Source organism: Photobacterium damselae (assembly GCF_003026815.1).
GTDB lineage: Bacteria > Pseudomonadota > Gammaproteobacteria > Enterobacterales > Vibrionaceae > Photobacterium > Photobacterium damselae.
This window is the reverse complement of the sequence record NZ_PYOG01000001.1, coordinates 152,392-178,675: the sequence shown is the minus strand read 5'-3', so window position 1 is coordinate 178,675 and position 26,284 is coordinate 152,392. Positions and strand designations below refer to the sequence as shown.

At 41.6% G+C, this 26,284-nt stretch carries 24 protein-coding genes; 6 read left to right on the top strand and 18 right to left on the bottom strand.

Features of this window, described 5'->3' with window-relative positions:
• Positions 1 to 69: 69 nt before the first annotated feature.
• The 5 genes from CTN07_RS00760 to ebgR all read right to left on the bottom strand — a co-directional run bounded on the left by CTN07_RS00760 (position 70) and on the right by ebgR (position 8,062).
• The gene (locus CTN07_RS00760; protein WP_036764105.1) at positions 70 to 1,497 is read right to left on the bottom strand and encodes an amino acid permease; all 1,428 of its coding nucleotides are present in this window, start codon (positions 1,495 to 1,497) and stop codon (positions 70 to 72) included.
• A gap of 160 nt (positions 1,498 to 1,657) precedes the next feature.
• On the bottom strand, positions 1,658 to 3,100 hold the full coding sequence (locus CTN07_RS00750; protein ID WP_036764101.1) for an amino acid permease: 1,443 nt from the start codon (positions 3,098 to 3,100) through the stop codon (positions 1,658 to 1,660).
• Between the two features lie 107 nt (positions 3,101 to 3,207).
• A complete protein-coding gene (locus CTN07_RS00745) occupies positions 3,208 to 3,660 on the bottom strand; it encodes a beta-galactosidase subunit beta (RefSeq protein ID WP_005300040.1) in 453 nt (150 codons plus the stop codon).
• A 4-nt stretch (positions 3,661 to 3,664) separates the two neighbouring features.
• Positions 3,665 to 6,766, bottom strand: coding sequence for a beta-galactosidase subunit alpha (ebgA, locus tag CTN07_RS00740; RefSeq protein ID WP_005300038.1), 3,102 nt, complete (start codon positions 6,764 to 6,766; stop codon positions 3,665 to 3,667).
• Between the two features lie 309 nt (positions 6,767 to 7,075).
• Positions 7,076 to 8,062 (bottom strand): transcriptional regulator EbgR, encoded by a 987-nt coding sequence (gene ebgR, locus CTN07_RS00735; protein WP_005300036.1) that lies wholly within the window; start codon positions 8,060 to 8,062, stop codon positions 7,076 to 7,078.
• A gap of 335 nt (positions 8,063 to 8,397) precedes the next feature.
• Here ebgR and CTN07_RS00730 point away from each other — a divergent pair, with 335 nt between their 5' ends.
• Complete coding sequence (locus tag CTN07_RS00730; RefSeq protein ID WP_005300034.1) at positions 8,398 to 8,730, top strand: tRNA-binding protein; 333 nt, start codon at positions 8,398 to 8,400, stop codon at positions 8,728 to 8,730.
• Positions 8,731 to 8,833: 103 nt separating this feature from the next.
• Here the strand turns inward: CTN07_RS00730 and CTN07_RS00725 are convergent, their stop codons facing one another.
• On the bottom strand, positions 8,834 to 10,459 hold the full coding sequence (locus tag CTN07_RS00725; protein ID WP_005300032.1) for a methyl-accepting chemotaxis protein: 1,626 nt from the start codon (positions 10,457 to 10,459) through the stop codon (positions 8,834 to 8,836).
• Between the two features lie 423 nt (positions 10,460 to 10,882).
• Between CTN07_RS00725 and yiaY the strand changes: the two genes are divergently transcribed.
• Positions 10,883 to 12,031, top strand: a complete 1,149-nt coding sequence (gene yiaY, locus CTN07_RS00720) for an L-threonine dehydrogenase (RefSeq protein WP_005300031.1) — start codon at positions 10,883 to 10,885, stop codon at positions 12,029 to 12,031.
• A 98-nt stretch (positions 12,032 to 12,129) separates the two neighbouring features.
• Here the strand turns inward: yiaY and CTN07_RS00715 are convergent, their stop codons facing one another.
• From CTN07_RS00715 to cls, 4 genes are all read right to left on the bottom strand, one after another.
• Positions 12,130 to 12,327, bottom strand: coding sequence for a hypothetical protein (locus CTN07_RS00715; RefSeq protein WP_129382683.1), 198 nt, complete (start codon positions 12,325 to 12,327; stop codon positions 12,130 to 12,132).
• 51 nt (positions 12,328 to 12,378) lie between these two features.
• A complete protein-coding gene (locus CTN07_RS00710; protein WP_050787769.1) occupies positions 12,379 to 13,452 on the bottom strand; it encodes a GGDEF domain-containing protein in 1,074 nt (357 codons plus the stop codon).
• Between the two features lie 50 nt (positions 13,453 to 13,502).
• Positions 13,503 to 13,994, bottom strand: coding sequence for a putative pterin-binding protein (locus tag CTN07_RS00705; protein WP_036764096.1), 492 nt, complete (start codon positions 13,992 to 13,994; stop codon positions 13,503 to 13,505).
• A 188-nt stretch (positions 13,995 to 14,182) separates the two neighbouring features.
• A complete protein-coding gene (gene cls / locus CTN07_RS00700) occupies positions 14,183 to 15,646 on the bottom strand; it encodes a cardiolipin synthase (protein WP_005300027.1) in 1,464 nt (487 codons plus the stop codon).
• Positions 15,647 to 16,159: 513 nt separating this feature from the next.
• On the opposite strand from cls, the gene CTN07_RS00695 reads away from it, so the two are divergent.
• From CTN07_RS00695 to CTN07_RS00680, 4 genes are all read left to right on the top strand, one after another.
• On the top strand, positions 16,160 to 17,494 hold the full coding sequence (locus CTN07_RS00695; RefSeq protein ID WP_005300026.1) for a sodium-dependent transporter: 1,335 nt from the start codon (positions 16,160 to 16,162) through the stop codon (positions 17,492 to 17,494).
• 150 nt (positions 17,495 to 17,644) lie between these two features.
• Positions 17,645 to 18,328, top strand: a complete 684-nt coding sequence (locus CTN07_RS00690) for a TIGR01621 family pseudouridine synthase (protein ID WP_036764094.1) — start codon at positions 17,645 to 17,647, stop codon at positions 18,326 to 18,328.
• Positions 18,329 to 18,525: 197 nt separating this feature from the next.
• Complete coding sequence (locus CTN07_RS00685; protein WP_080551731.1) at positions 18,526 to 18,732, top strand: hypothetical protein; 207 nt, start codon at positions 18,526 to 18,528, stop codon at positions 18,730 to 18,732.
• A gap of 125 nt (positions 18,733 to 18,857) precedes the next feature.
• Positions 18,858 to 19,796 (top strand): class I SAM-dependent methyltransferase, encoded by a 939-nt coding sequence (locus CTN07_RS00680; protein ID WP_005300023.1) that lies wholly within the window; start codon positions 18,858 to 18,860, stop codon positions 19,794 to 19,796.
• Positions 19,797 to 19,957: 161 nt separating this feature from the next.
• Here CTN07_RS00680 and gspS2 read toward each other — a convergent pair whose 3' ends face one another.
• The 8 genes from gspS2 to trpD all read right to left on the bottom strand — a co-directional run bounded on the left by gspS2 (position 19,958) and on the right by trpD (position 26,281).
• The gene (gspS2, locus tag CTN07_RS00675) at positions 19,958 to 20,344 is read right to left on the bottom strand and encodes a type II secretion system pilot lipoprotein GspS-beta (protein ID WP_036764092.1); all 387 of its coding nucleotides are present in this window, start codon (positions 20,342 to 20,344) and stop codon (positions 19,958 to 19,960) included.
• A 17-nt stretch (positions 20,345 to 20,361) separates the two neighbouring features.
• Entirely contained in the window at positions 20,362 to 20,661 is a 300-nt protein-coding gene (locus tag CTN07_RS00670; protein WP_005300022.1) for a YciI family protein, read from the bottom strand.
• A gap of 133 nt (positions 20,662 to 20,794) precedes the next feature.
• A complete protein-coding gene (gene yciA / locus CTN07_RS00665; protein ID WP_036764090.1) occupies positions 20,795 to 21,193 on the bottom strand; it encodes an acyl-CoA thioester hydrolase YciA in 399 nt (132 codons plus the stop codon).
• A 12-nt stretch (positions 21,194 to 21,205) separates the two neighbouring features.
• The gene (locus CTN07_RS00660; RefSeq protein WP_036764088.1) at positions 21,206 to 21,745 is read right to left on the bottom strand and encodes a septation protein A; all 540 of its coding nucleotides are present in this window, start codon (positions 21,743 to 21,745) and stop codon (positions 21,206 to 21,208) included.
• A 114-nt stretch (positions 21,746 to 21,859) separates the two neighbouring features.
• Positions 21,860 to 22,672, bottom strand: coding sequence for a tryptophan synthase subunit alpha (gene trpA, locus CTN07_RS00655; RefSeq protein ID WP_005300020.1), 813 nt, complete (start codon positions 22,670 to 22,672; stop codon positions 21,860 to 21,862).
• On the bottom strand, positions 22,672 to 23,862 hold the full coding sequence (trpB, locus tag CTN07_RS00650; RefSeq protein ID WP_005300019.1) for a tryptophan synthase subunit beta: 1,191 nt from the start codon (positions 23,860 to 23,862) through the stop codon (positions 22,672 to 22,674). Before trpB ends, trpA begins: the two co-directional genes overlap by 1 nt.
• Positions 23,855 to 25,264, bottom strand: coding sequence for a bifunctional indole-3-glycerol-phosphate synthase TrpC/phosphoribosylanthranilate isomerase TrpF (gene trpCF / locus CTN07_RS00645; RefSeq protein WP_036765087.1), 1,410 nt, complete (start codon positions 25,262 to 25,264; stop codon positions 23,855 to 23,857). Before trpCF ends, trpB begins: the two co-directional genes overlap by 8 nt.
• A 9-nt stretch (positions 25,265 to 25,273) precedes the next feature.
• Positions 25,274 to 26,281 (bottom strand): anthranilate phosphoribosyltransferase, encoded by a 1,008-nt coding sequence (gene trpD / locus CTN07_RS00640; RefSeq protein WP_005300017.1) that lies wholly within the window; start codon positions 26,279 to 26,281, stop codon positions 25,274 to 25,276.
• Positions 26,282 to 26,284: the final 3 nt, after the last annotated feature.

The following is a 26,284-nucleotide window of genomic DNA, read 5'->3' as shown; positions in this document are numbered from 1 at the left end:
CTTATTCACTCTCCATGAGTTCATAAGATAACTGGGCTTTATTATTTCAAGATTCGCGCTGTAAAACGGTTACGCTTTAGCTTCTTTTAGTACTTGCTTTGCCGCTAACTTTTTTTGTTTAGCTTCAAAGCGAGAAATCCACCACCAAGCAAGGCCAGAGAATACCGCAGTCATAAATACGTTGATAAAGAATGCACGAACTAGGTCAACACCAGTTGGGAAAGCAGAGGCTGTCATACTTACCACAAAGATAGCGATAAGAACCGATACCATAGCCATACCAAACTTCTGTGAGCCCATACGGAAATCACGTGGTGTATCATCGTGTTTCCAACGGAAGACAAAGTACGCCACCATGATAAAGATAGGTGGAAGCATTGCAGTACCCGCAGTTAGGTTGATAGCTTGGTTCATCATATCTTGTACAGATTCAGAGCCAAAACCGTTCACAATTAGCATCACGAAAACGAAAGCAAATTGCCACCAAGCCGCGCGCACAGGAACTCCGTGTTCATTTAGCTCAGTCGTTTTTTCGCCGTAAACACCTTTTGGAATTTCAGAGAAGTGGATTTTTACAGGCGCTGCTGTCCACATCATCATCGAACCAAACATCGCGATAAAGAGTACGATACCGACAAAGCGACCAACTAGAGACTCAGAAATACCAAAGTATTGCGCCATACCAGTGAAGATCTCAACCATACCGCCAGAGTAGGTTAGAGCATCGCGAGCCACAAAAACGTTAACCAGCAGTGAACCAAGAGCGTACATCCCACCGATTAGCAGACCAGCAATAATGATCACCTTAATGAAAGATTTATGACCACCTTTCACATCGTTTAGGTAAGCTGCCGCTGTTTCTGCGCCACCAGCTGCTTGGAAAATCCAACACATAATACCCAGAGTTGCCCAGTTAACGGTTGGCTCCATCGCTTCTAATGTAATTGGTTGAGCAGGAGTATGATCGCCACCTAACGCCAGTAGGGCACCGAAAACGTAAATCGCAAACAGTGCAAATACACCATAAGCAACGATTTCAGAGATCTTACCTAACCATGATGCACCCTTAGTTGAAATATGAGTCGCTACAGCAAACAGCACCATAGAGATAACAGAGGTTACCATAGGTGAGAAGGCATACTCATAACCTAGCATCGCGTAAGAGGCATAAGCAATAACGTTAGGGAGTAGTGAAACAAACCAGAACAAGTTAACGAACCAGTAGAGGAATGAGCCCAAATAGGCCGCTTTTGTGCCCAAAGGTTGTTTTAACCAGTCATACATCCCCGATTCTGAGTTTTTATTAGCCGAAACAAATTCAGCAATAATAAACACAAACGGAATAAAATAGACCGCGGTTGCTAATAAGAAAATAGGGGCTGAGCTCAGTCCCAGTTCGATATTGTTGTTTACGATGTTGCGGACGTTAAATACCGCAGCAAAAGTCATCGACAGTAAGGCAAACTTGCCAATCGTGCCGCGCATTGAGTCAGACATGGTGGTACTCCATTTATTGCATCTGCCAGATTTAAAACATTATTGGTTTTGTTATATCCAAGTTCCCTTAGCTCGATCCCAGAACGATAAAGAAATTTGGATATCGCAAAACGGCAAAGAAGCAGAGAGAACATCAAAGCTCTCTCTGCAAGTTAGTGGATTATGCGTTTTCGGTTAGCAACTCCGCTGGTGGTGCTTCTTGTTGACGCTCTTCATGATTAAGTGTTTTTTCATATTGACCGTACTTCCACCAAGCAAAGCCTAAGAAAAGTACGATGCCGCCAACGTTATAGAACACAATGGTCATAATATCGGCACCTGTTGGGAAGGTTGATGCTAGGAAGCCAACCGTGAAGATAGCAATCAGAATTGATACAACAACGATACCTGTGCGACGAGAGCCCATCTTAAAGTCGCGCTCAACATGGTCTAGTTTCACTCGTAGGTTTAGGTATGCCAGCATGATAAATAGCGGTGGAAGCATAGAAGCTGCCGCAGTCATATTGATAACCGTGTTCATCAGATCTTGTGCAGTATTTGAACCAAGAGCTGGGATAACCATAAGAGGAAGAACGATTAGGTATTGAATCCATGCTGCGCGAGCTGGAACGCCATTTTCGTTAAGTTCAACTGTCTTCTTACCAAAGATACCTGCTGGAATTTCAGAGAAGAAAATCTTAACTGGTGTTGCTGTCCACATTAGTAGAGAGCCGAACATTGCTGTGAAGGAAACCAGACCTACAAAGCGGTTCATCATAATTTCAGGTAGACCGAAGTAACGAGCTAGACCTTCAAATACTTGAACAGAGCCACCTGTAAACTTCAATTCGCTGCTTGATACGAATACGTTGATAAGTACAGAGCCAACTGAGTAAAGCACACCGATAAACAGACCTGCTACGATGATCACTTTAACGAAAGACTTAGAACCACCTTTGACGTCGTTTACGTAAACGGCAACCGATTCTGCACCGCCTGCGGCCATAAAGATCCAGGTTGTAATGCCAAGGAATGCCCAGCTAAATTCAGGGATCATTGCATCAACAGTGATTGGGTCAGCCGGTTGTACACCACCTAGTAGTGCCGCACCTGATAGCAAGATGTATGACATAGTCAGAAGCAGCATCAGTGATGATGTCACCGAGGTGATTGGACCTAACATTTTTGCTCCGTTAGTTGAAACGTACGTAGCAAAAGCAAATAGGATCATACTCAGTGCTGTGGTTGTAAATGGCGTTAAGATGTACTCATAACCTAAGAAGGCGTATGAGGCATAAGCAATAACGCGTGGCAGCAATGAGGTGAAGAAAAAGAGGTTAACAAACCAGTAAGTATAGGCAGAAATGAAAGCCCAACGACCACCTAACGAACTTTTTACCCATGCATAAACGCCGGCTTCAGAGTCTTTATTTAGGGATACAAATTCAGCAATAATCAAACAGAAAGGAATAAAATAAAAAATGGTCGCCAAGAAGAACATTGGAGCCGAAGATAGGCCGATCTCAATGTTATTGTTGATGATATTGTTAAAGCTAAATACAGCGGCAAAGGTTAGGGAGAGTAGCCCGAACTTGCCTATGGTATTACGTTTGGTATCAGACATCTTTTTATTCTCCGAAGAGTCACGTTATATGTAGGTGTAGGTTTTATGAAGGACTTACAGCCGTAACTGCAGTCCTTCTTTTTTATTTATTGCAATGTCTTACGTGGTTATTTATTTAAGAAGTAACCGTCTTCTATTGTCACTTTCAGCACCACTTTGCGAACGCGGTTATCGCCACAAAAACGGTAGGCTTCATCGTTTTCAAAAATAACGACTTGGCCTTCAGTCAATTCACGAGTTTCACCTTGACCTTGTAGATATTCGCGGTCAGTTTCATCTCGGTATGCTTGAGTGAGTGTTAGTTGATCTTTTTTCGCAAATTCAACGGTTTCACGACCTTCTAAGTAGTAATGAACATCGAAGTAACGACGGTGACCAACAAAGTTTTCTGTCTCTTTTGCGGTGCCATCTTCTACCATGTACACCAGTGAATCGCCGATAGAGTGCATGACGCCATCTTTGATATTGCTGATGTTATTGATAGCTTCTACGCAGCGATTCCATTTACGACCGTTGCGATATACCGATTTAAATTGCTCTAAGTTATCAAGTACGATCATGGGGTTACGCCTCGTTTACAGATGTTTGAGTTGATGCTTGAGTAAAAAATGCATCGCCAAAGTTATGAGCTGCCATTGCCTGTGCACTGCAATCACCTGCTTGAAGTGGCATTAACGTTAAGCCGTAGCAGAAGGTATCCATGTACACTCGGTATGAGTCGAGCACTTCACTACCCCAAGAGTTTGAGCCCAGACCCATCACTTGGTGATCAAGGTTCAACGTGATGTAACCGCTCTTCTCTAGCTCGATAGTGTGCTGTGCAGCATGAAGATTTTCATTGGTGCAGAACCAAGCACTGAAGTTGATATCTTGCTGAGGTTTTACCAATAAACCCGTACCGTGACGGTTAGTAAGAGCTGCCCAACGAACATGCTGACGGTTACCGTTATTTTGCGGGAACGGATAGTTCACAAACATATCGGCAACGTTAGTCTGGTATACGTCGATCATGTTGGCTTGTTGGCTATCTTGGTAGTTCTCTTCTGGGCCTCGACCGTAGTATTTCACCTGGTCAAAATCACCATTGATGCCAAGATCCAATCCGATCACTGGGATCACATGTGGATAATCGCCGTAACGTTCACCACGAAGCTCGATATTTAACTGACCTTCAGCATTGATTTGGTAGCAGTAGTGACAGCGCATACCAAAATCAAACACTGGTGGGGCAATAATGCTGGTGGTATTGATAACCACTTTGCCATCTAAGGTTTCAACGTTTAGGGTACGGAAGTGCTCTTGCATGATCTGAAGGTGAGCAGGCTGCCACAGACCTTCGTACTCTTGCTTATGGTTATCAATCATTGGTTTGAAGAAGTTCAATCGTGGTTCTGATTGAATAAGCTCTTCACCATTGATTAACCATGACGTCAATTTGCCGTTTACTTTAGAGAAAGTGAGCGCAAAGTTATGGCCTGTGATGGTGTAATCAAGACGACTCTCTGCAACGTTAAGCTCAGTTGCATTGTGGTTAACAAATACCGGTGCTGTTGCTGTATTCTCTTTTAGCAGGAACTGGTACACCGCAATATCGTGGTTTGCTGCGCTGTATAGAGTGCGGCTGTCTTTGCGAACGGTGAAGTTTACAAAAGTCTCGCGCTCATCCAGTTCTGGTAGAGCTAACGTGATCTCACGAGCTGAGTTTGCCGCTAGGTCTTCAACTTTAAACTGTACGGTACGTAGCGTTTCGCCTTCAGCACGAACATCAGCAGTAATGGTGTAGTCATTAAGATCGCTAAACCACAGTTTGTTTTCGATGGTAAAACGGTTATTTGAGCCATCGACTGCACGGATCTTAACTGGAGCAATCACTTGCTTATATTCTTTTAGACCAGGGCCAGGTGTTTGGTCTGGGAAGATCAAGCCGTCCATACAGAAGTTGTAGTTGTTTGGATAGTCGCCGTAGTCACCACCGTATTTGTAGAACTCTTCGCCGTTCTCATCACGCGCTAGAATTCCGTGGTCACACCATTCCCATACATAGTGACCTTGAATATGATCGTGTGCATAAAACACATTTTGATACTCAGTCAGACCACCAGGACCGTTACCCATAGCATGGGCGTATTCACAGATAATACGAGGCTTCTCGTGTGGGTGTTCGCCAAAGTAATTCATTAATTGAGCGCGTGAGTACATGGTCGAGATAACATCAACGACTTCTGCATCACGGTCTTCTTCATAGTGAACTAAGCGTGTGTCATCAATAGCTTTGGTTGCCGCATACATAGAGCGGATATTACAGCCATAGCCAGATTCGTTACCTAGTGACCACATGATGATCGATGGGTGGTTCTTCTGTGCGTGAACATGACGCTCTGCACGATCAACAAATACGGCTTCCCACGCTGCATCGTTCGTAATACGGCTTAGATCGCCAACGTTAGCAAAACCATGAGTCTCAACGTCAGTCTCTGCCATGACAAACAGGCCGTAAATATCACATAACTCATAGAAACGTGGATCGTTAGGGTAGTGCGCAGTACGTACTGAGTTGATGTTGTGCTGCTTCATCAAAATCAGATCTTTTTCAACGCGATCCATACCCACAGCACGACCTTTAAGATGATCGTTATCGTGGCGGTTTACACCGTGTAGCATGACGTATTGGTTGTTGATGTAGAACAGGCCATCACGAACTTTAATATCACGGAAACCAACACGTTGTGGAATCACTTCAAGGATTTGACCTTGGCTATTTTTAAGAGTGATAAACAACTGATACAGATATGGATTTTCTGCATTCCACTGCTGTGGGTTGTTCATATCAATGGCAAACTGTACTTGATGGTTAGCATCAATATCATCGATAGAGCAGTTACCTTGAGCCACTTCTACGCCGTTATCTTGTAAGCTGTACTCTAACTGGTAACCGGTTGCTACTGCATGGGTTAGGTTCTCAAGTTCAACAGAGCAAGATAGTGTGGCACTTTGGTAATCGTCAGCAAAATCTGTACGAACAGTGAAATCTTGTACGTGAACCGCTTCTTTACCAACTAGGTAAACATCACGGAAGATACCCGCAGTCCACCACATGTCCTGATCTTCAATATAGGTTGAGTCAGCCCACTGCATAACACGAACAGAAAGTAGGTTCTCACCCTGTTGAACATAAGCTGAGATATCAAATTCTGCTGTTAGACGGCTACCTTTGCTAAAGCCAACGTATTGACCATTAACATACAGCTCAAAATAGGTTTCAACACCATCAAATTTAATGATGGTTTGTTTGTCGTTCCACTGCTCACCCAAAGTAAAGGTACGTTGGTATGCGCCTGTTGGGTTATCGGTTGGAACAAAAGGTACATCGATTGGGAAAGGGAAGCCTTCATCTGTGTACTGAAGATCGCCATGACCTTCCATCTGCCACATGTTTGGCACTGTGATGTGACCCCAATCGGTCATTTTTTGTGAATAGAATTCTTCTGGTACTAACAAAGGGTTAGTGAAAAAGTTAAAAGTCCATTGACCGCTTAGGAGCATAAAACGGTTGCTGAGCTCGCGTTGGAATGATTTTGCGCTCTGAACTGAGTCGTATGAGAAAAAGTAAGCACGTGGTGCCATGCGGTTCTCATGTAGGTGAAGGAAGTTTTCCCAGTTGTTCACGTTTGTTCTCCCCTCGGCTTATTGGTGTGTCACCGTGCCGACGTACTATGAATAAAAACTTGATGTGTTATCTGAGGATAGATATTAGTAAAACTTTTACTAAAATAAACTAGTGAAAACGTTTTACTTTAACTTGGTCACGTTTTAAACGGGGGAACAATTTCAAGATGTGATCGCGGTAGAATTCTATTCGAAGTGAAAAAAACGTAGGAGATAAAACTCAGCGTTGTGGATTAATAAAGAAAAAGCACTGAAGAGTTTCAGTGCTTTATAAAATAAGGGGAAGTATTTAAATTCTTTACTTATTAACTACTTAGTTGTTCCTCGAAGTTTGAGTTTACTCGGTACAAAGACTTGTAATGGCAGTGCTCGACCATCGCGATATTTTTCAACTAGTAGATTAACGCCTTGGATTCCCATCATTTCTGAGTGAATGCGTACTGTCGATAGAGGAGGGAAGGTAAAACGTGCTGTGGGAATATCGTTTACACTGATCAAGGCAATATCATCAGGGATCGTGAGTTTGAACTCATGAATGGCGCGTAAAACACCAATGGCAATAGAGTCAGAAGCAATAAAGAGAGCTTTTGGGTAATTGCCTTTTTCCAGCATGTCTTTTGCTAAGTTGTAGCCCGACTGACTAGAAAAATCTCCTCGATAGATATCTTGCTCTGAGACCACACCTTTTAAGTTACCATATTCAACAAAAGCATTTTCACGGATATCGGGTGTATTAGGCTCATCATGTCCGCCGATAAAGCCGATACGTTCGTACCCTTGTTCAACAAAGAAATCGATGATCTGTTTACTGATTCGAACAAGATCGATATCAACACAATCATAACCACTATTATTATCGGTAAAATCGATATAACAGATATGGTCACTAAGACGTTTAGGTATTTTTTTGATGATGGAACCGTGCATGCGACCAACGAGAAGAACGCCTGTAACTTTGTTTAATTCGACGTCTATTTCGCTGTTATAACAATTGGTTAAGGTAACACCTAATTTATCACATTGGGTTTCAACGCCGTGGCGAATGGAAAGATAATAGGGGTCATTGACCTCTGCTTCTTGTTTGTAGTTATACAGAGCAAGAAAATGGTGGTTAATCTTTTTATCTAGGGTTGATTTTTTTGCACTACTGGTTCGGTATTCGAGCTTTTCTGCAATCTCAAAAATTCGGTGTTTAGTCTCTTCTTTAACACTTAAGGTTGGATCATCATTGAGCACGCGAGATACGGTTGCCAATGATACTCCAGCCTCTGTAGCGATATCTTTTAAAGTCGCCATGTTCTATTTCCCACTGGCAAAGTTCATAATTTCAAAATGTTAGCAGATATTGTAAACGCCAATCTATGTGCGAAACAAATTTTTAGTAAAACTTTGAGATCAGTGTTGGAAGTTAGCAACAAAGCTGATAATAAACTGTAAACAGAATGATGGCCTGAATAACCAGAATAAGGGGATTGATGAGTCTAAGTAACACACTATGCGTATAATTTATGTAGTTCAGACATGGCACACTATTAAGACATAAACTTGTTGTGTGAAATGAGATCTGGCGCACTTGTGTTTCTAATTCGCTACGCTTAACCTTTTAGTAAAATTTTACTAAGGTGATTATTGTGGAAACTATAGCGTATTCAGATTTTGCAAAACTTGATATCCGTGTGGGTAAAATCATTGAAGTTAAACGTCATGATAATGCAGATAAGCTTTATATTGTGCAGATTGATGTTGGTGAAAAAACACTGCAAACGGTAACAAGCCTTGTTCCTTATTACACAGAAGAGGAACTCATGGGTAAACAAGTTGTGGTGTTGTGTAATCTGGCAAAAGCGAAAATGCGTGGTGAGACTTCTGAGTGTATGCTGCTGTGTGCTGAAACAGAAGATGAATCCGAAAGTGTACTGCTAACACCTGAACGTTTAATGCCTGCTGGGGTTAAGATCGTTTAATTTGACCCATCGTCATTACTAGTATTAGCCATTATTTTAAAGGCCGCTAAATAAGCAATCATCTAGCGGCCTTTTAATATCTAAAGCTTTTGTCTTTTATGTTTTAGCTTTTGACCTTAAATTTATGAGCCCAAGTTTCCAGTTCATTCGCTAGAGTTGATAGCTTCTGTGTACTGTTATTGCTCTCATTAACCGCATGGTTTAGCTGATTGCTATTATCTTCAATCAGATGGATACGGTGCGCAATATCATTACTAACTTGAGTTTGCTCTGCTGCAGCCGTTGCGATCTGTTGGCTCATTGCTGAAATAGATTCAAGTGCAATGACTATCTGCTCTAACGCCACTGCTGCTGATTGGGATTCATCTTCGGTTTTACGACTGGTTTCTGCGCACATTCCCATGGTTTCAATTGCATTGCGAGAGCCATTTTGCAGATTAGTGATCATCTGTTGAATTTCAATGGTGCTATCTTTAGTTCGACCTGCCAGATTACGGACTTCATCGGCAACCACGGCAAAACCACGGCCTTGTTCACCCGCACGAGCCGCTTCAATGGCCGCATTGAGAGCCAGTAGATTTGTTTGCTCTGCAATGCCACCAATCACATCTAAGATCTTGACGATATTATTGACATCTTGATCCAGATCTTCAACGGCTTTACTCGCCATACCAAGTTGAGTTGCTAAGCCTTGAACATTTTCAACCGTGGCATAAAGAGTGTGTTGAGTCTGTTTGCTTTGGCTATCTGCTTCATCAGTATAACGTGCTGTGTCGCTGGCTGAATCAGAGACATTTTGCGCAGATGAAACCATTTCGGTGACCGCTGTTGCAATCATAGAGGTGGATTGCTGCTGCTCATTGGTGAGCTGATTAATACCATCGGAGAAACTTTCAACATCAGCCAACTCTTTACGTAGCCCAGAGATAGACTGCTCTAGGTTATTGACCAATTGTGCTAAAGAGAGACTCATATTTTGCACCGCATGGTAAATACTGCCTTGTGGAGCACTTTCAGCAAAATATGTCTGGATTTCACCATTTGCCACCGCTTGAACTGCGGCGCAAACTTCGACAGGTTCACCGCCAACTAAAGCAATAATACGACGTACTGAGAAGATTAGGAGAGCAAGGATACTGCCTGCAATGGCTAAACATAGGAGTAACTGAAACTGTGCTGTTGACCAGAAGCGGGCATTAACCTCATTAAACCCAATACCTGTACCGACAACCCAGCCCCAAACGTGTGTTTTTTCTGCAATAGACAGTTTCTCTTCTACAGAGCCATCGGGTTGGCGCTGATCCCAAGTGTACTCAATTAACTGACCAGTACGTCCTGCCAATTTCTGTTGGATCAATTGACCAACGCTATCCCCATCACTGGTTTTAAAATCGTTAAAACTGGTGCCATGAAGTTGAGGGTCAAGAGGGGCCGCAATAAAAATCATATTATTGTCAGCAACATAAACATATTCATTATCTTTATATATGTTATTACGCAGCATACGAGTTGCCATTTCCTTGGCCGTTGTTTCTGGTAATACGCCATCCTGAACCATTTTTTCAATTTCGGTCAGCATGTTATAGGTCGAGGTGAAAATCTCAGTAACACGCGACTTATTATCTAAATTACTGGCTACGCGAAGCGTCCATAATCCAGTTGCCGTAAGTGCTAAAAAGCCCACCAATGTAATGAGGGCTAAGACGTAAGCTTGTGTTTTTAATTTCATAGCAGTGCTTGTTATGTGATGAGCGATAACTTAATTCACGGCATGAAATAAAAAAACTTAAGGCGGTTGGATCAATAATGCGACAGGCTTCTCATTTTTTAAAGCCAGTAAAAAAAGCAAATTCAGATGGTTTTATGAACAAATTTTGCCTGATAAATAACAGTATGTTTCTGGTGGTAAACAATAATAAATATAAAATATGAAGAATAGTGATCTAATTCATATTTCCATTTCAAATTCATCAATCTTTTTTCATAACTTGTTTGAGATCAATTTGACGCACATTCACTTGGTGGTACAACTATGTTCGTTTGGAATAATCGCAAAAAAAGAAAACCCATTAACCTCTGCTTTTTATTGCCTCTTATTGTTAAGACTGAGAAAGTTTAGGTAATGAGTTTTTGAAAAATAAGGAAATATAGTATGGCTAGTGCATTTTTTATCCCTACAGTAAACTACATGGGTGCCGATTGTTTAACGGATGCGGCTGATGCTATTAAAGCACACGGTTTTAAGAAAGCCTTAATCGTTACTGATAAAATTCTTAGTCAAATTGGTATGGTGAAGCAAGTTGCTGATCTTTTGGCTGAGCGTGGCGTTGAATCTGTTGTTTTTGATGGTACACAACCAAACCCAACTATTGGCAACGTAGAAGCAGGTCTTGCGCTACTGAAAGACAACCAATGTGACTTTGTTATCTCTCTTGGTGGTGGTTCTCCACACGACTGCGCAAAAGGTATTGCACTAGTTGCGGCTAATGGTGGTCAAGTTGCTGACTACGAAGGTGTTGACCGTTCTGAAAAACCTCAGATGCCACTGATTGCGATTAATACAACTGCGGGTACGGCATCTGAAATGACCCGTTTTTGCATTATTACAGACGAAGCGCGTCACATTAAGATGGCGATTGTAGATAAGCACACTACGCCACTTATGTCTGTTAACGATCCAAAGCTTATGTTAGCTAAGCCTGCTTCATTAACTGCTGCAACAGGTATGGACGCACTGACTCACGCTATCGAAGCGTACGTATCTATTGCTGCAACACCAGTAACAGATGCTGTTGCAATTAAAGCTATTGAGTTAATTCAAGAGAATCTTCGCACTGCAGTTAAAGACGGCCAAAACCTGCATGCTCGTGAACAAATGGCCTATGCTCAGTTTATGGCTGGTATGGCATTTAACAACGCATCATTAGGTTATGTACACGCGATGGCACACCAGCTAGGTGGCTTCTATGATTTACCTCATGGTGTATGTAACGCTATTCTATTACCACATGTTCAGCGTTATAACGCACAAGTTAGTGCTGATCGTCTACGCGATGTGGCAAAAGCGATGGGCGTAAATGTAGAAGGCATGACAGCAGAGCAGGGTGCTGAAGCTGCGATTGAAGCGATTGTTACTCTTGCAAAAGATGTTGGTATCCCAGCGGGTATTAAAGAATTGGGCGCAAAAGCAGAAGACGTAGCAATTCTTGCTGATAACGCTCTAAAAGATGCTTGTGGTTTTACTAACCCTAAACAAGCAACACATGAAGAGATCTGTGAAATCTTCATGGCAGCAATGTAAGACGACTTTACCTAGTGAAATCCGTTAATACTTAAGTCATTTTGTATCTTGAAATGACTTGAGTAGATAGGTAAAGAAAATTAAAGCGATACTGTTGATTAGTATCGCTTTTTTATTTGAAGTAATTCATCATAAAGCAAATCAAACTGATCTTGGTACTGAGCCAATTCAGAATACAAAGCATCCAATTTTTCTGTATGTTCGTCGGTAATGGCATATCGTATTTGTTGCAGTATATGATTAAGTTGTGCTCTTTTCTGATCTAATCGCTGCTCTATATCCATCTGTCTACTCACATCGTCACCTGATATAACAAGATTTAGTTGATATTTTTAGTGCTGATGCAATTACTGCTCCATTTTGTGAGTCGATGGGGTATTTTTTGTTTGGCTGCTCTGTTCTGTTGCAAAAAAAATGTTATTTTTACCCTTTTGTTTAGCTTCATACATCGCAAAATCTGCTTGTTGCAGTAAGTCATAGATTGTATTGCTTTGCTGCGGATAATCACTAACACCGACACTTCCAGCAATATGACAAAACCCGTGCTGATATTGGACTGGTTTACTTATACAGTTAATAATCTGTTGATTTAAGTATTTATTATTATCTGATTGAGTAGAGATAAGGCAAAACTCATCACCTCCCATTCTGGCAACAAAACAGGATTTTCCTTCTAACTGTTGTAAGCGCTTAGCAACCGTTTTTAATACAATATCGCCAACCTGATGCCCTAACGAATCATTAATTTTTTTAAAGCCATCAAGATCAATTAAATAAAATCGAAAAGGCTGTTTTTTCTGTGCCATGCTAGCTAATTGTTTATTTAACCATAACCGGTTATTGATTTCGGTTAATGCGTCTTGCATTGCTAATTGATGATGATAAAGACTTTCATAGTAGAGTAGAACAATAACAATTAGGCAGAGTAGAAAAGTGACAACAAGCAATACTTGAAAGTGGTTTTGTAGCGTATTAATTTCATCTAATTGTTTATCGATGGTTCCTTCATGAAGTTGTAGAGTTTGACTAAAGGTTTTTTGTAGTCGCTCATAATCATTTTTTAATGCGCGTGTTAGTTGAGTTGGATTATCAATATGATCCGGTGTGATCCGTGAATCAACACTTTGTAGAAAGCTAAAATGGTGCTCTAATTCATGAAGTAATGCTGCCAGATTATTATGGTAATTAATTTTACTGTTACTGAGTATCGCACTATATCGACTCCACAAAACTTCATATTGCAGGGCGATTTGTTGGCTTTCTATTTGGTTTAATTCAAATTTTTGTAACAAATAAATTATTTCACCATATTCTTTATTGAGTTCAAGAATGTACCAAATAGCTTCATTCTGTTGTCGTGAAATATTTTCTGACGTGAGTTTAAAATGATTTGCGCTGATAAAAATGGCAAAAACTAACACAGTAATTATGCCATACAATAACCGCTTAAAATTTATGACAAAATGTCCCATTATTTTTCAACCTGTATTGTTTTTATCTGCCATATCATACGAGCATGATATTTTGGCGTGTTGAGTTCTGGATACTTAGACATGGGGTAAATTAACCAATAAGGGCCATAATTTCGAATTTTTAATGGCTTTTGGTTTTGGGTAATAGCAATAATTGGGTTGTAGCGATAAATATCTAAATAGGGAATCGTAACGCTATAATCATTGAGAGCCGTTAAATGAACCTGACTACCAAATAGTTGGTAATGGCTTAATATATCTTTTAATCTGGCTCCTGAAAAAGTTGCATAATTATTTATCCAGGGTAATTCTGTGGTTATTTTGTACGTGGGAAATTGGGTTTTAATCTCATTAGGATTGAGTTCGATCGAGATAAATTTTTGTTCAGCAGTGTGCCCTTTAATCGTGAGATTTGGGGTGAGCACATCAGCATAAGCTTGAAGGCTAAATAGAAGAGGAAATAGACTGAGCCAGAGAGAAATTTTATTCATTTATGCAAATCCTTTGCTATTTCTTATTTATATACAATTAGCTCAAATAATTGACATGTCAAATAAATGTCGGATTTGTACAGAATGATAGACGAATTATGATAATGTGCTGAATATAATAAAAAAGAATAGAAAAACCCTAAGCTACTTTGTGCATAGCTTAGGGTGAATGGTCTTGGTTGGATTATTTAAAGTAAAGGGCTGAACATATAGAAAAACTGTTCGATAAGTTTATGGGTCATTGGACGCCGTTCCCATTCTCTACGATCAATTTGTTCTGAGTCAGCAATATATTGTTGCTGTAGCCAACTCAACTGTTTGGTGAACTCTAAATTATCGACCGCCATAGTGACTTCAAAATTAAGCCATAGACTGCGCATATCAAGGTTTACTGTGCCGATCAGACAGTGCGTATCATCAATTACTACAGATTTAGTATGGAGTAAACCACCATGGAAACGGTGGATTCTTACCCCAGAGTCAAGCAATTCATTAAAGAAAGAGCGACTTGCCCATTCAACCATAGTGGAGTCATTTTTATTAGGAATTACGATATGAACGGCAATTCCTCGTTCCGCTGCACCTTTTAATGCATGGAGCAGATGTTCACTTGGTACAAAATAAGGCGTGGTAATAACCACACTCTCTTTGGCTTGATAGATACTCAGTAGTAGCACTTGATGGATAATATCATCGGGCATACCAGGACCTGATGGAATAACCTGAACGGTATCTACTTCATGGTTTGGTATCTGAGGTGGTATTGCACAAACCGGTAAAGGAGGGAGGTGACGTTCCCCTGTTTCTACTTCCCAATCCCACGACTGAATACAGTTAAGTAAAGGAACTGTCGGTCCGGTAATTCGAACCATAACATCGACCCATTGACCGACCCCGGCATCTTGTTTGAAAAAGGCAGGATCAACCAAGTTCATTGAACCGGTATAAGCAACGAGATTATCGATAACCACAATTTTACGATGCAAACGCAAATCTAAGCGTCGGAAGAACATTCGAAATGGCGAAACAGCTAAGGCTTCGACCACATCGATTCCTGAATTACGCATCAGCTTTGGCCAGTGAGAACGGAAAAATCGCATACTACCGGCAGAATCAAGTAGCAATTTTACTTTGACGCCACGTTTGGCAGCCTGAACCATAGCAACAGCAACTTCATCTGCCATGCCTCCTGGATTCCAGATGTAAAACTCCATGTGAATTGCATGCTCAGCATGATTAATATCATCAATAATAGAGCGCAATATGGTCTGCGGTGAGTTTTGCAATGATAGAGAGTTTTCCGTTAAGCCTGGAATACCCAAACGGTTTTCACACAGATCAGAAATGGGGCGTGCGTTACTACTCATATTCTGAGGCTGGTGGCCTGGACAATCATTGAGACGCTGGAACCATTCGGCAAAAGGGTCGAGCATTTCTTTGGCGCGCTCTGCTCGCTTACTGCCAAGGTTGAGCTCACCAAATAAAATGTAAGCGAAGACACCACCAATTGGGATGATGTAAATGATCATTAGCCATGCTAGAGCGACACCAACTGCACGACGTTTAAAAATTACACGTACAGTTACACCAGCAATGATGAGCCAATAGAGGAAAACGCCAAGCCAAGCGAGTATTTGATAAAATTGTTCCATGTATTTGACTTAACTAAATAGAGTTTAAAAATATATAAAAAACGTTAACAAAAAAGAATCATAACGTATTTAGTGAGTGAGATGGGGCGGTCGTTCTCTTTTGTTTACATGAGTATGTAAAATTGTGAACAAGCCAAAGGTTTATCTACTTTTCTCTAATATTCAGCTTGTTATTCACGGTTTTACTATAGTGTTTTTTTTCTAAAAAGGAATCTAAATATTGCTTTTTAGGATAAGAAATCACGACCTCAGTCAGTATTAATTGATAGTTTATGAAAATTAAGCCGCTTTGATTATGGCTATCACTTATGGTTTAAACGTAGAGCCTAGCTAGTAATGGTTTTTGTTGACAAAAGGTTAAAAAATGGTTGTTATTGTAATGTTTTACAATGTAACAGCAAAGTTTATTCTTTATTGCAACCTTTGGCTATCACATCATGTTGAATACTTTCTGTCACAATTGTAATTAAATCTTTACATTAACAATAACGAACGACAAGGAAGCGTAACGTTATGGCAGGACAATCTCGTGCTCAATTTAGCTCCCGTCTTGGATTTATCTTAGCCGCTGCAGGTTCCGCAGTTGGGTTAGGTAATATTTGGGGGTTTCCAACTCAAGCAGCCAGTAATGGTGGAGCTGTATTTCTCTTAGTTTATTTAGTGATGGTTTTTGCTCTGGCTTACCCTTTATTAGTCGCAGAGCTCACTATTGGCCGTTATGGTCACGCAAATCCGATTAAGTCCATTCGAGCTATCTGGCCTAAACAACCTGTGATTGCCGCTGTTCTCGGTATTGCTGGGATGGTTGCGGTATCCATGATTCTCAGTTTCTACGCCATCGTTGCTGGATGGTTATTTGGGTATCTTGTTGGGCCAATAGCCAATTATGTCGGGCTCACCAGTGTCGGTGATTGGTTAGAGAACTTCAGCACATCTCGTAATTTAGTGTTGATGATACTCTTTATGCTGCTGACTATTTTGGTTGTACGAAATGGTGTTGCTGATGGCATTGAACGTTGGTCGACTCGTTTAATGCCTGTGCTGTTTGTCTTATTTTTGCTGTTGGTTGGGTATATATTTACTCAACATGGCGCAATGGAAGGGCTTAAGATGTATCTGGTTCCCGATATGTCTCACTTTAGTTCCGATCTGGTAGTGAGTGCGATGGGACAGGCATTTTTCTCATTGTCATTAGGTGTTTGTTCTATGATGGTGTATGGCTCTTATCTGAAAAAAGAGGTGAATCTGCCAAAAACTGCCGCCCAAGTTGCTTTGTTAGATACATCGGTTGCTTTTGTGGCTGGACTTCTTATTCTGCCCGCGATGTTTGTGGCATCAAATAATGGTGTAGAAATTTATAATGATGCCGGTGAATTATTAAGTTCTGATACGTTGGTTTTTAGCGTGCTGCCGGCAATGTTCGATACCATGGGGACGGTCGGTTTTATTGTTGGTATTTTATTTTTTGTCTTAATGGTTATTGCGGCACTAACATCATCTATTTCTATGCTTGAAGTTCCTGTTTCCTGTGCCACAGAGGAGCTTAAACAAGACCGTCATATTGCAGTATGGTGGATAGGCGGTTTAATTACCTTATTCTCCGCGATTATTGTGTTTAATTTTGGTGACTTGTTTGGTTTAGTTATTTCGCTGACCACAGAATACGCACAACCGATTCTAGGGATGCTATTTGCTCTGCTTGTAGGATGGGTCTGGAAACGCGACCAAGTTTTGCAAGAGATTAAATCCGGTTACCCAGACCTAGAACACAGCCTATTTTGGAAAATCTGGCCATGGTATGTTCGGGTTGTCTGCCCATTATTGATGTTGTGGGTCTTTTTTGCCTAATTAAATAATAAGGTCATTATCTGGTGACCTTATTTTTTATTTTCCGCTTAAGGGAGTATATACTCCGCCTCCTGTATTTTTATACTAACTTGCGCTGTTGATAGGTTGAGTTTGTTGGTGCGAGTTAGTTTTATCACATTGAGAAAGCCCATGTTTACTTTAGTCCATGAACATCCTGACTTTATTCTTATTCATAAACATCCAGGAGTGAGTGTTCATAAAGATGATAATGACCAACCACTGTTGGCGGCGGTTGCGGCACAAACTGGTGATGAGAAACTCTATTTGATCCATCGTTTGGATAAAATGACATCAGGACTATTGTTACTTGGACGAAATAAAGAGGCGGCGGCTGAACTTTCAGGCAATTTTGCTAATCGAGTGGTTGAAAAATTCTATGTGGCGATCGGTTCTAAAAAGCCTAAGAAAAAACAAGGTATTGTTATTGGTGATATGACTCGTTCTCGCCGCAGTAGCTGGAAATTAGAAAGCAGTAAACACAATCCAGCGATTACACAATTTTTTTCTACCGCAGCAGGTAATGGACGTCGACTGTTTCTTTGTAAACCGCATACAGGAAAAACGCATCAGATCCGTGTTGCGCTTAAAAGTGTAGGGTCTGGCATTACTGGCGATGATATTTACGGTAATGAGGCTGCAGATCGTGGCTATCTTCATGCGTATGCGTTGAGTTTTCCTTATCAAGGTGAGCAGTATCGTTTCCTTTGTGTGCCAACTTTTGGTCAATTATGGCAAGAGGCTGATACGGTGGCAGGTCTAGAACAATGGCAACAACCTTGGCTATTAGATTGGCCTAAAATAGGTTCTAAATAGATTTGTTCCTATTTGAATTGAATCTGTGATTGCAATCTACCTTCTTCCTTTTGTGATTATTGGGATAGATATGCATAAACTTGCCTGAATTGCTGATAATTCGGGCAAAAAAATCGATTGTTTGCGGATCAATTCGCATCTAAATCAAGAGTTGCGTATACTAGCCGCCTAGGATTTCACCCTAGATGAGGATTACCATGCGCCATACCCGTAGTGCTGCATTTCGTATGCGATTAAAGAAGAAAAAGAGTGTAACTCGATTTTGGGGACTGGCATCACATCGACGTAATCGACTGAAAATAAAATCTCATCTTAAACGCCGCCGCCAAATCCGTATTACTGCTGAATACGTCCTCCTTGCTGATTCCCGCAAAAATGAACCCGAATTAAAACTTGTCGCTTAATAGTTAAAGCATCTTGCTATCTAAAGTCTCTTAAGGTTACTTAGGTATATCAATATTGCCTATTTTCTGTCAGTCGCGATTTAGGTTAAAATTTCTATCCAGTTTAGTAAAAGTTGAATAAAAATATGGAAACCAGTGCTCTACCTAGCTTAGAAGCTCATTTATTATCATCCTTAGCAACACCACCATCAGAGGTTCGTCGTCTCTTTCATGGCCGTGGTCGTTGTTGGCAGGGGTTAGAGCAAATCACCGTTGACTACCTACAAGGTCAAGTTTTGGTGTCATTATTTAAAGAGCCTGAACCTGAGTTTCTGCAAGGCCTTTATGCGATGCTTGAAAATCTAGTATCACAACCACAATGGCAGCAAAGTGGCGCAACCTCTTTACTACTGCAACATCGAGACCGTCAAGGTTCACCGCTAGAAGTGATCTGGGGTGATCTGCGTGAATATCAAGATGTAATCGAAAGTGGTTTAACCTATAAACTCGATCTAGGACGTAATCAGAATAACGGCCTGTTTTTGGATATGCGTTATGGTCGTGATTGGGTTCGTGAACAAGCCAATGGTAAACGTGTACTCAATTTGTTTGCCTATACTTGTGGCTTTTCGGTTGCTGCGATTGCAGGTGGTGCCGAGCATGTGGTGAATCTAGATATGGCAAAGTCGGCATTAAGTCGAGGTCGTGATAATCATCATTTAAACCAACACGACTTAAAGAAGGTCTCTTTTTTAGGTCATGAGTTGTTTAAATCTTGGGGTAAGGTGCGTAAATTGGGGCCTTATGACTTGATCATTATCGATCCACCATCATTCCAAAAGGGCAGTTTTGCACTTACGAAAGATTATCAAAAAATTCTCCGCCGTTTGCCTGAATTGCTGACTGAGAAGGGGACTGTTTTGGCGTGTGTGAATGACCCATCTATTTCATCTCAGTTTTTAATTGATGGCATGGCTCAAGAAGCCCCAAGCCTACAGTTTATTGAGCGTCTTGATAATCCACCTGAGTTTAAGGATATTGATCCAGAAGGCGGTCTGAAGGCGTTAGTATTTAAATCAGCGTAATAGCACATGACTCTGATGGCCAAATAACTATACCCAAGTAACTATCCCCAAGTAATCTCACATCTTGAAGCCTTTTGGGTATATAAATGAGTATATAAGTTAGCGACCATAAAGAAACCCCAGCATCTTGAATTAACTATCAAGCCGGCTGGGGTTTTTTATTAAAGTGTCTGTTGCTTACAATAAGCTTCTGAAATTGGTTGCTGGACAAGTTTGCGGCCCTGCATGTCCATGATCGCGATATTGTAATTAACGCCTTGGGCAAAAAATGGCGTTAGCTCATCATTATTACAATAACTTCTTGCGGCACTCTTTGCAGCCTGCGTTGGGCTAATCGTACTGTTGCCTCCATACAGAATGGTGATTTCAACTGTATGGCCTTTAGCTTGTGCTCGTACGATTTGGTAAGCATCTATTTTAGGGTAAGGCGCTTTACTATTGATGCTTGCAGCGCGACTCTTTGCCATCGCATTAGCCACATCAGCATCAGAGGATGCACACCCCCCAAGAATCAATAACGCACCGACAGCAATAACTTTCTTTAACATGACTGACTCGTTATTGGTTATGGCAGAACTTTCTTAAATGGTTTTACGATAACTTTTTCGTAAACACCTGCATCAATGTATGGGTCAGCATCAGCCCACGCTTGAGCATCTTCCAGAGAGGCAAAATCTGCAATGACAGTTGATCCTGTAAAGCCCGCTTCACCTGGATTTTCATCATCGATCGCTGGCATTGGCCCGGCAACAAGTAAACGACCTTCGTTTTGTAGATCTTTAAGGCGCGCAAGGTGTTTTTCGCGAACGCTCATACGGCGCTCTAAGCTGTTCTCAACATCCTGAGAAAAAATCACATACCACATGTAAGGACTCCCTTGTTGTTATCATGATGATGTTATCCCCAAATCATATCAGGGGGAGATACCATAACCAATAAAAAAAGCACCCACCAGAGGAGAGTGCTTTTTCTTCGAATTTTGACCGATTTTTAACGTATTATGCTTTTTTGATCGGACGAGGGCGACCTTCAGAGTTGATCGCAACATAGTTAAAGGTCGCTTGACACACACGGTAGCGTTCGCCTACTTCTTCTTGAGCAACAGGCTTAACCCACACTTCCAGTGCAACACTCATCGATGTGTTACCGATACGTTTGCATTCACCGTAACAACACACAACGTCACCCACACCAACCGGTGCTTTAAATTCAATACTTTCTACAGAGACAGTAACAACACGGCCTCCTGAGATTTCTTTGGCTAAAATGGCACCAGCTAGATCAAGTTGAGACATGATCCATCCACCAAAGATGTCACCATTGGCATTGGTATCGGCAGGCATGGCAAGCGTACGAAGCAGTAGCTGTCCGCAAGGGATATTGTTGTCAGGGTTCATCGAGTTTTGCATCTATTCTGAGTCGGTTGTTTTAGGAATATGGCGGTAGATATAACCACCAGTGAGAGCGGTAAAGAGCAAAGTTAAGATCAGTAAACCAAAGACTTTGAAATCTACCCATACTTCCAGCGGTAATGTGAAAGCAATATAGACGTTTAAAACGGCAAGGACAACAAAAAACAGGCTCCAAGCCAAATTGATTCTTTTCCAGACCGGTTCTGGCAGGGTTAATTCTTTACCAAGCATACTTTTAATTAGGGGCTTGCCCATCATTTGACTGATAGCAAGGCCAGCAGCAAAGAGCACATAGATGATAGTCACTTTCCATTTTATGAAATTTTCATCGTGCATAAACAGGGTTAAGCTGCCGAAAATTAATACCATAAAGAAGGTCGCAAGCTGCATTTTTTCGACCTTTTTATACATAAACCAAGTCACCGCAAGTTGAATTGTTGTTGCGATGATTAAAGCGCCTGTTGCCACAAAGATGTCAAACATTTTGAATAAGACGAAAAAGACGACAAGTGGGATAAAATCAAGAATTTGTTTCATTGAATGTGCTCAATCAATACTGATACTGGCGCTAGTATACCTTGTTGGCCCGATGAAACCAAAAATCCTCCAGAGACGGAGGACTTTTGATGTTATTCCCAAGCAGAGTCTGTGCTATTGACTGTTTTTAGTCGCCGCTTTCATGGTTTGAATAAAGTGGCTCATTGCCTTGAGTAATTCCTCTGGTTGCTCTAAATGGGTTTCAATAATTTTTACAACGGCAGAGCCAGATATCGCACCAGCAGACCCTGCTTTTATTGCATCGGAAACTTGTTCTGGACTGGAGATGCCAAAGCCAAGTAAAGCCGGTGGCGCATGGTGATCTTTTAAGCTTTTTAGTAGATGGTCAACGGGCATTCCGGCTTTGGTTTCTGCTCCTGTTACCCCCGCCCGTGAGAGTAAATAGGTATAACCAGAACCGTACTCTGCCACCATTTTTAATGTTTCTTCATCAGCATTGGGTGGGGCAATGAAAATAGCATCGATGCCATGTTTCTTTGCTGCCTGACGAAATTCTGCTGAGGCGTGTAGCGGTACATCTGCAATTAAAACGGAGTCAATTCCAGCTTCTGCGCACTGATGATAGAAATTATCTAGGCCTGCCGCAAAAACTAAGTTGGCATACATTAAGAGACCAATTGGCAGTTCTGGATATTTAAGACGAATTTGTTTTAGCGATTCAAAACAGACAGGTGGTGTTGTACCCGCAGTAAGTGCTCGAATTGTAGCGCCTTGAATTGTAGGACCGTCTGCAAGTGGATCGGAAAAAGGAATGCCTAACTCCAGAGCATCAGCACCAGATTCAACCAAAGTATCGATAATCTGAAGAGATAAAGTTGGATTTGGATCGCCAATGGTAACAAAAGGAACAAAAGCGCCTTCGTTGCGAGCACCTAATCGGTCAAATAAAAGAGAATAACGATCCATTATAGCGCTCCTTGTGCTGTTAAGATGTCGTGAACGGTGAAGATATCTTTATCACCACGGCCAGATAAGTTCACCACCAACAATTGTTCTTTGTCTGGATTTTCCTGAATCAGTTTAAGTGCATAGGCAAGGGCATGGGCCGATTCAAGAGCTGGAATAATACCTTCATTTCGAGCCAGTAATTGAAACGCTTCAAGGGCTTCATCATCGGTAACAGAGCCATATTCAGCACGACCAATTGCATTTAAATGAGCGTGTTGAGGACCAACGGATGGAAAATCTAGGCCAGCAGAAACAGAATAAGATTCTTCGACTTGACCGTATTGATCTTGCATTAGCGGGGCTTTCATACCAAAGAAAATGCCGAGTTTGCCATGTTTAAGTGGTGCGCCGTGCATATTGGTATCAAGACCTTTACCAGCAGGCTCAACACCAATGAGTCCGACACTGGTTTCTTCGATAAAATCAGCAAACATACCTATTGCATTAGAGCCGCCGCCAACACATGCGATTACTGCATCGGGTAGGCGACCTTCTTTGGCTAATATTTGGGCTTTTGTCTCTTCGCCAATAACACGTTGAAACTCTCTTACTATGGTTGGAAATGGATGTGGACCTGCAGCGGTACCAAGCAAGTAGTGTGCTTTATCATAGCTAGCAGACCAATCACGCATCGCTTCATTACAGGCATCTTTAAGTGTGGCAGATCCCGAATGAACTGGAATTACCGTTGCGCCCATCAGCTTCATTCGAAAGACGTTTGGGCTTTGGCGCTCGACATCTTTTGCCCCCATGTAAATACGGCATTTCAGCCCAAGCAGCGCACAGGCAAGAGCGGTTGCGACCCCATGTTGTCCAGCCCCTGTTTCTGCAATAATTTCAGCTTTACCCATGCGTTTTGCAAGTAGTGCCTGACCTAATACTTGATTGGTTTTATGGGCTCCACCATGAAGGAGATCTTCTCGCTTAAGATAGAGCTTTGTTTTACTCCCTTTAGTGAGGTTTTGGCATAAAGTCAGTGCCGTTGGACGACCAGCATATTCTTTTAGTAACTCAATAAATTGTTGTGAAAACTCAGGATCTTGTTGGGCATCAATAAAGGCTTGCTCAAGTTGATCTAAAGCAGGAACGAGGATCTGCGGCACATATTGACCACCAAATTCTCCGAAGTAGGGATCTAATTTACTCATAATGACGGTTTTCCTTAATTTGTCTGATTGCCGCAAATGCTGCTTGTAATTTTTGAGGATCTTTCTGTCCCGGTTTGATCTCAACGCCTGAGTTAAGATCTAAGCCAGCACAGTGAATCTGAATTGCTATAAAAGCATTACTTGGGTTGATACCACCTGCGATCATTAACTGGGATTTTTGTTGTTCGGATAATGAATCTAGTAATGACCAGTCAAATCGCTGTCCAGTACCACCCAGTTGCTGGCCGACTTTACAATCGAGTAAATGGCGATCAACATCAGGAAGAAAGTCTGGAAGTTGCTCTCCTGCGATGCCATAGGCTTTCCATAGTTGACAAGTAATCTGGCTTTCTTGCAGCTGTTTGGTTAGCTCAGCAATATAAGCGGTATCTTCTTGCCCATGCAGCTGTACGCCATAAAGACCCAGAGCTTTAACAGTCTGAACAATTTCTTCACTAGTTTGGTTTTGGAATACCCCGATATACTTAAGAGGGGCACCACTTATCACCATTCTTGCTTGTTCATTACTGATGGCACGAGGTGATGCTTTCGCAAAAATTAAGCCACCATAATAAGCGCCTGATTGGTACGCATAACTGGCATCATCAGAGTGGGTTAGACCACATACTTTGTTTTCGCCTAAGATGACCTTTCGCACGGCCAGTTCCAGATCGTTTTCAGCCATTAAAGCGCTACCAATTAAAAAGCCATCGGCATACTGGGCCAGTTCTCGTACTTGCTGATTATTGTAAATTCCCGATTCTGAAATGACGGTGACACCATTAGGTAGCTTTGGCGCAAGTTGTTTAGTGCGATTTAGATCAATAGAAAGATCGCGCAAATTACGATTATTGATCCCAACTACGGTCGCTTTTAAATCGATGGCTCTTTGTAACTCATCTTCTGTACTGACTTCGGTTAATACGCCCATACCCAGTTGATGAGCTAGGGTTGATAATTGTTGGTACGTTTCATCATCAAGGACTGACAGCATCAATAAAATCGCATCGGCTTGATAATAGCGAGCTAAGTAGACTTGATAGGGATCGATCATAAAGTCTTTGCAAAGTACAGGCTGTTCAACTTGCTCTCTGACGTGAGTGATAAATTCAAATTGGCCTTGGAAATACTTTTCATCAGTAAGGACTGAAATCGCACTGGCATAACGGCGGTAAACTTTTGCGATAGCATCAAGATTAAAATCAGCACGAATTAATCCCTTTGATGGTGATGCTTTTTTGCATTCGAGAATAAAGGCTACGGGCTGCTGTTTTAATGCTTGATAAAAACTGCGATCAGAGGTTTTAACTGCCGACTTAAAGCCAGTAAGCGGCTGCAATTTTTTTCGTGCTTCTACCCATAGACGTTTATCGGCAACGATTTTTTGTAATACGGTTTCCATTGTCATGGGTTATTTTCCCCTTGCAGCCAGTTGTTCTACTAGATGGTAGGCAACACCGGTTTTCATAATTGTCAGCGCTTTTTCTGTGTTAGCTTTTAGATCTTCGTGACCAAAGAGACGAAGCAGTAAAGCAACATTAACGGCGACAGCGGCCTCCTGAGCTGGAGTGCCTTTACCAGTTAAAATATGTTGGATGATGGTTCGATTTTCCTCTGGGCTACCACCTTTTATCGCTTCAAGAGGGTAGGTATCCAAACCAAAATCTGCTGGCGTTACCGTGTATTGTTTAATTTCACCGTTAATAATTTCAGCGACTAAGGTTTCACCATGAATGGCAACTTCATCCAAACCTGAGCCATGGACAACGGCAGCGCGTTTAAAACCTAATGTTGCAATGGTTTTGGCGATAGGAAGAACCAATTCTGGTGAGTAGACCCCCATTAATTCAATGGTCGGCTTAGCGGGGTTAATTAAGGGGCCAAGCAAATTGAAGATGGTACGAGTTTTTAAACTTTGACGCACGGGCATCGCATGACGTACGCCTTGATGATATTGCGGGGCAAACAAGAAACAGATCCCCAATTCATCGAGCGCTTTACGAGCCTCTTGTGCCGTCATGGCTAAATCAATACCAAATTTATCCAGTAGATCAGATGAACCTGACTGACTCGAAACGCCGCGGTTACCATGCTTGGCTACTTTTACGCCACAAGCACTGGCTACAAAGGCTGCTGTGGTTGAAATATTAATGGTATTTGCGCCATCGCCTCCGGTACCAACAATATCGGCAAAATCATAATCTGGGGTTGGAAAATTGTTGGCATTGTCTTGAAGTGCGCTCGCAGCTCCTGCTATTTCACTTGGGGTTTCCCCTTTAATTTTGAGTGCGGTTAAAACAGCAGATAACACCACAGGCTCAACTTCGCCTTTAATGATCGCATCAAACAGCTGATAACTTTCTGTTTGATCGAGTGATTCTTGTTGTAACAGTTTATTGGTCAGTTCATGTACCGTCATAAT

Excerpts from the sequence above, each read along its gene's own strand:
- CTN07_RS00685 (WP_080551731.1), top strand. The coding sequence starts at position 18,526 with ATGCGCCATACCCGTAGTGCTGCATTTCGTATGCGATTAAAGAAGAAA.
- trpD (WP_005300017.1), bottom strand. The coding sequence starts at position 26,281 with ATGACGGTACATGAACTGACCAATAAACTGTTACAACAAGAATCACTC.
- cls (WP_005300027.1), bottom strand. The coding sequence starts at position 15,646 with ATGGAACAATTTTATCAAATACTCGCTTGGCTTGGCGTTTTCCTCTAT.
- CTN07_RS00695 (WP_005300026.1), top strand. The coding sequence starts at position 16,160 with ATGGCAGGACAATCTCGTGCTCAATTTAGCTCCCGTCTTGGATTTATC.
- trpCF (WP_036765087.1), bottom strand. The coding sequence starts at position 25,264 with ATGGAAACCGTATTACAAAAAATCGTTGCCGATAAACGTCTATGGGTA.
- CTN07_RS00660 (WP_036764088.1), bottom strand. The coding sequence starts at position 21,745 with ATGAAACAAATTCTTGATTTTATCCCACTTGTCGTCTTTTTCGTCTTA.
- CTN07_RS00670 (WP_005300022.1), bottom strand. The coding sequence starts at position 20,661 with ATGTGGTATGTGATTTTTTCTCAGGATGTTGAGAACAGCTTAGAGCGC.
- CTN07_RS00705 (WP_036764096.1), bottom strand. The coding sequence starts at position 13,994 with ATGAATAAAATTTCTCTCTGGCTCAGTCTATTTCCTCTTCTATTTAGC.
- CTN07_RS00725 (WP_005300032.1), bottom strand. The coding sequence starts at position 10,459 with ATGAAATTAAAAACACAAGCTTACGTCTTAGCCCTCATTACATTGGTG.
- CTN07_RS00680 (WP_005300023.1), top strand. The coding sequence starts at position 18,858 with ATGGAAACCAGTGCTCTACCTAGCTTAGAAGCTCATTTATTATCATCC.
- CTN07_RS00745 (WP_005300040.1), bottom strand. The coding sequence starts at position 3,660 with ATGATCGTACTTGATAACTTAGAGCAATTTAAATCGGTATATCGCAAC.
- yciA (WP_036764090.1), bottom strand. The coding sequence starts at position 21,193 with ATGAACCCTGACAACAATATCCCTTGCGGACAGCTACTGCTTCGTACG.
- gspS2 (WP_036764092.1), bottom strand. The coding sequence starts at position 20,344 with ATGTTAAAGAAAGTTATTGCTGTCGGTGCGTTATTGATTCTTGGGGGG.
- trpB (WP_005300019.1), bottom strand. The coding sequence starts at position 23,862 with ATGAGTAAATTAGATCCCTACTTCGGAGAATTTGGTGGTCAATATGTG.
- ebgR (WP_005300036.1), bottom strand. The coding sequence starts at position 8,062 with ATGGCGACTTTAAAAGATATCGCTACAGAGGCTGGAGTATCATTGGCA.
- yiaY (WP_005300031.1), top strand. The coding sequence starts at position 10,883 with ATGGCTAGTGCATTTTTTATCCCTACAGTAAACTACATGGGTGCCGAT.
- trpA (WP_005300020.1), bottom strand. The coding sequence starts at position 22,672 with ATGGATCGTTATTCTCTTTTATTTGACCGATTAGGTGCTCGCAACGAA.
- CTN07_RS00750 (WP_036764101.1), bottom strand. The coding sequence starts at position 3,100 with ATGTCTGATACCAAACGTAATACCATAGGCAAGTTCGGGCTACTCTCC.
- CTN07_RS00760 (WP_036764105.1), bottom strand. The coding sequence starts at position 1,497 with ATGTCTGACTCAATGCGCGGCACGATTGGCAAGTTTGCCTTACTGTCG.
- CTN07_RS00690 (WP_036764094.1), top strand. The coding sequence starts at position 17,645 with ATGTTTACTTTAGTCCATGAACATCCTGACTTTATTCTTATTCATAAA.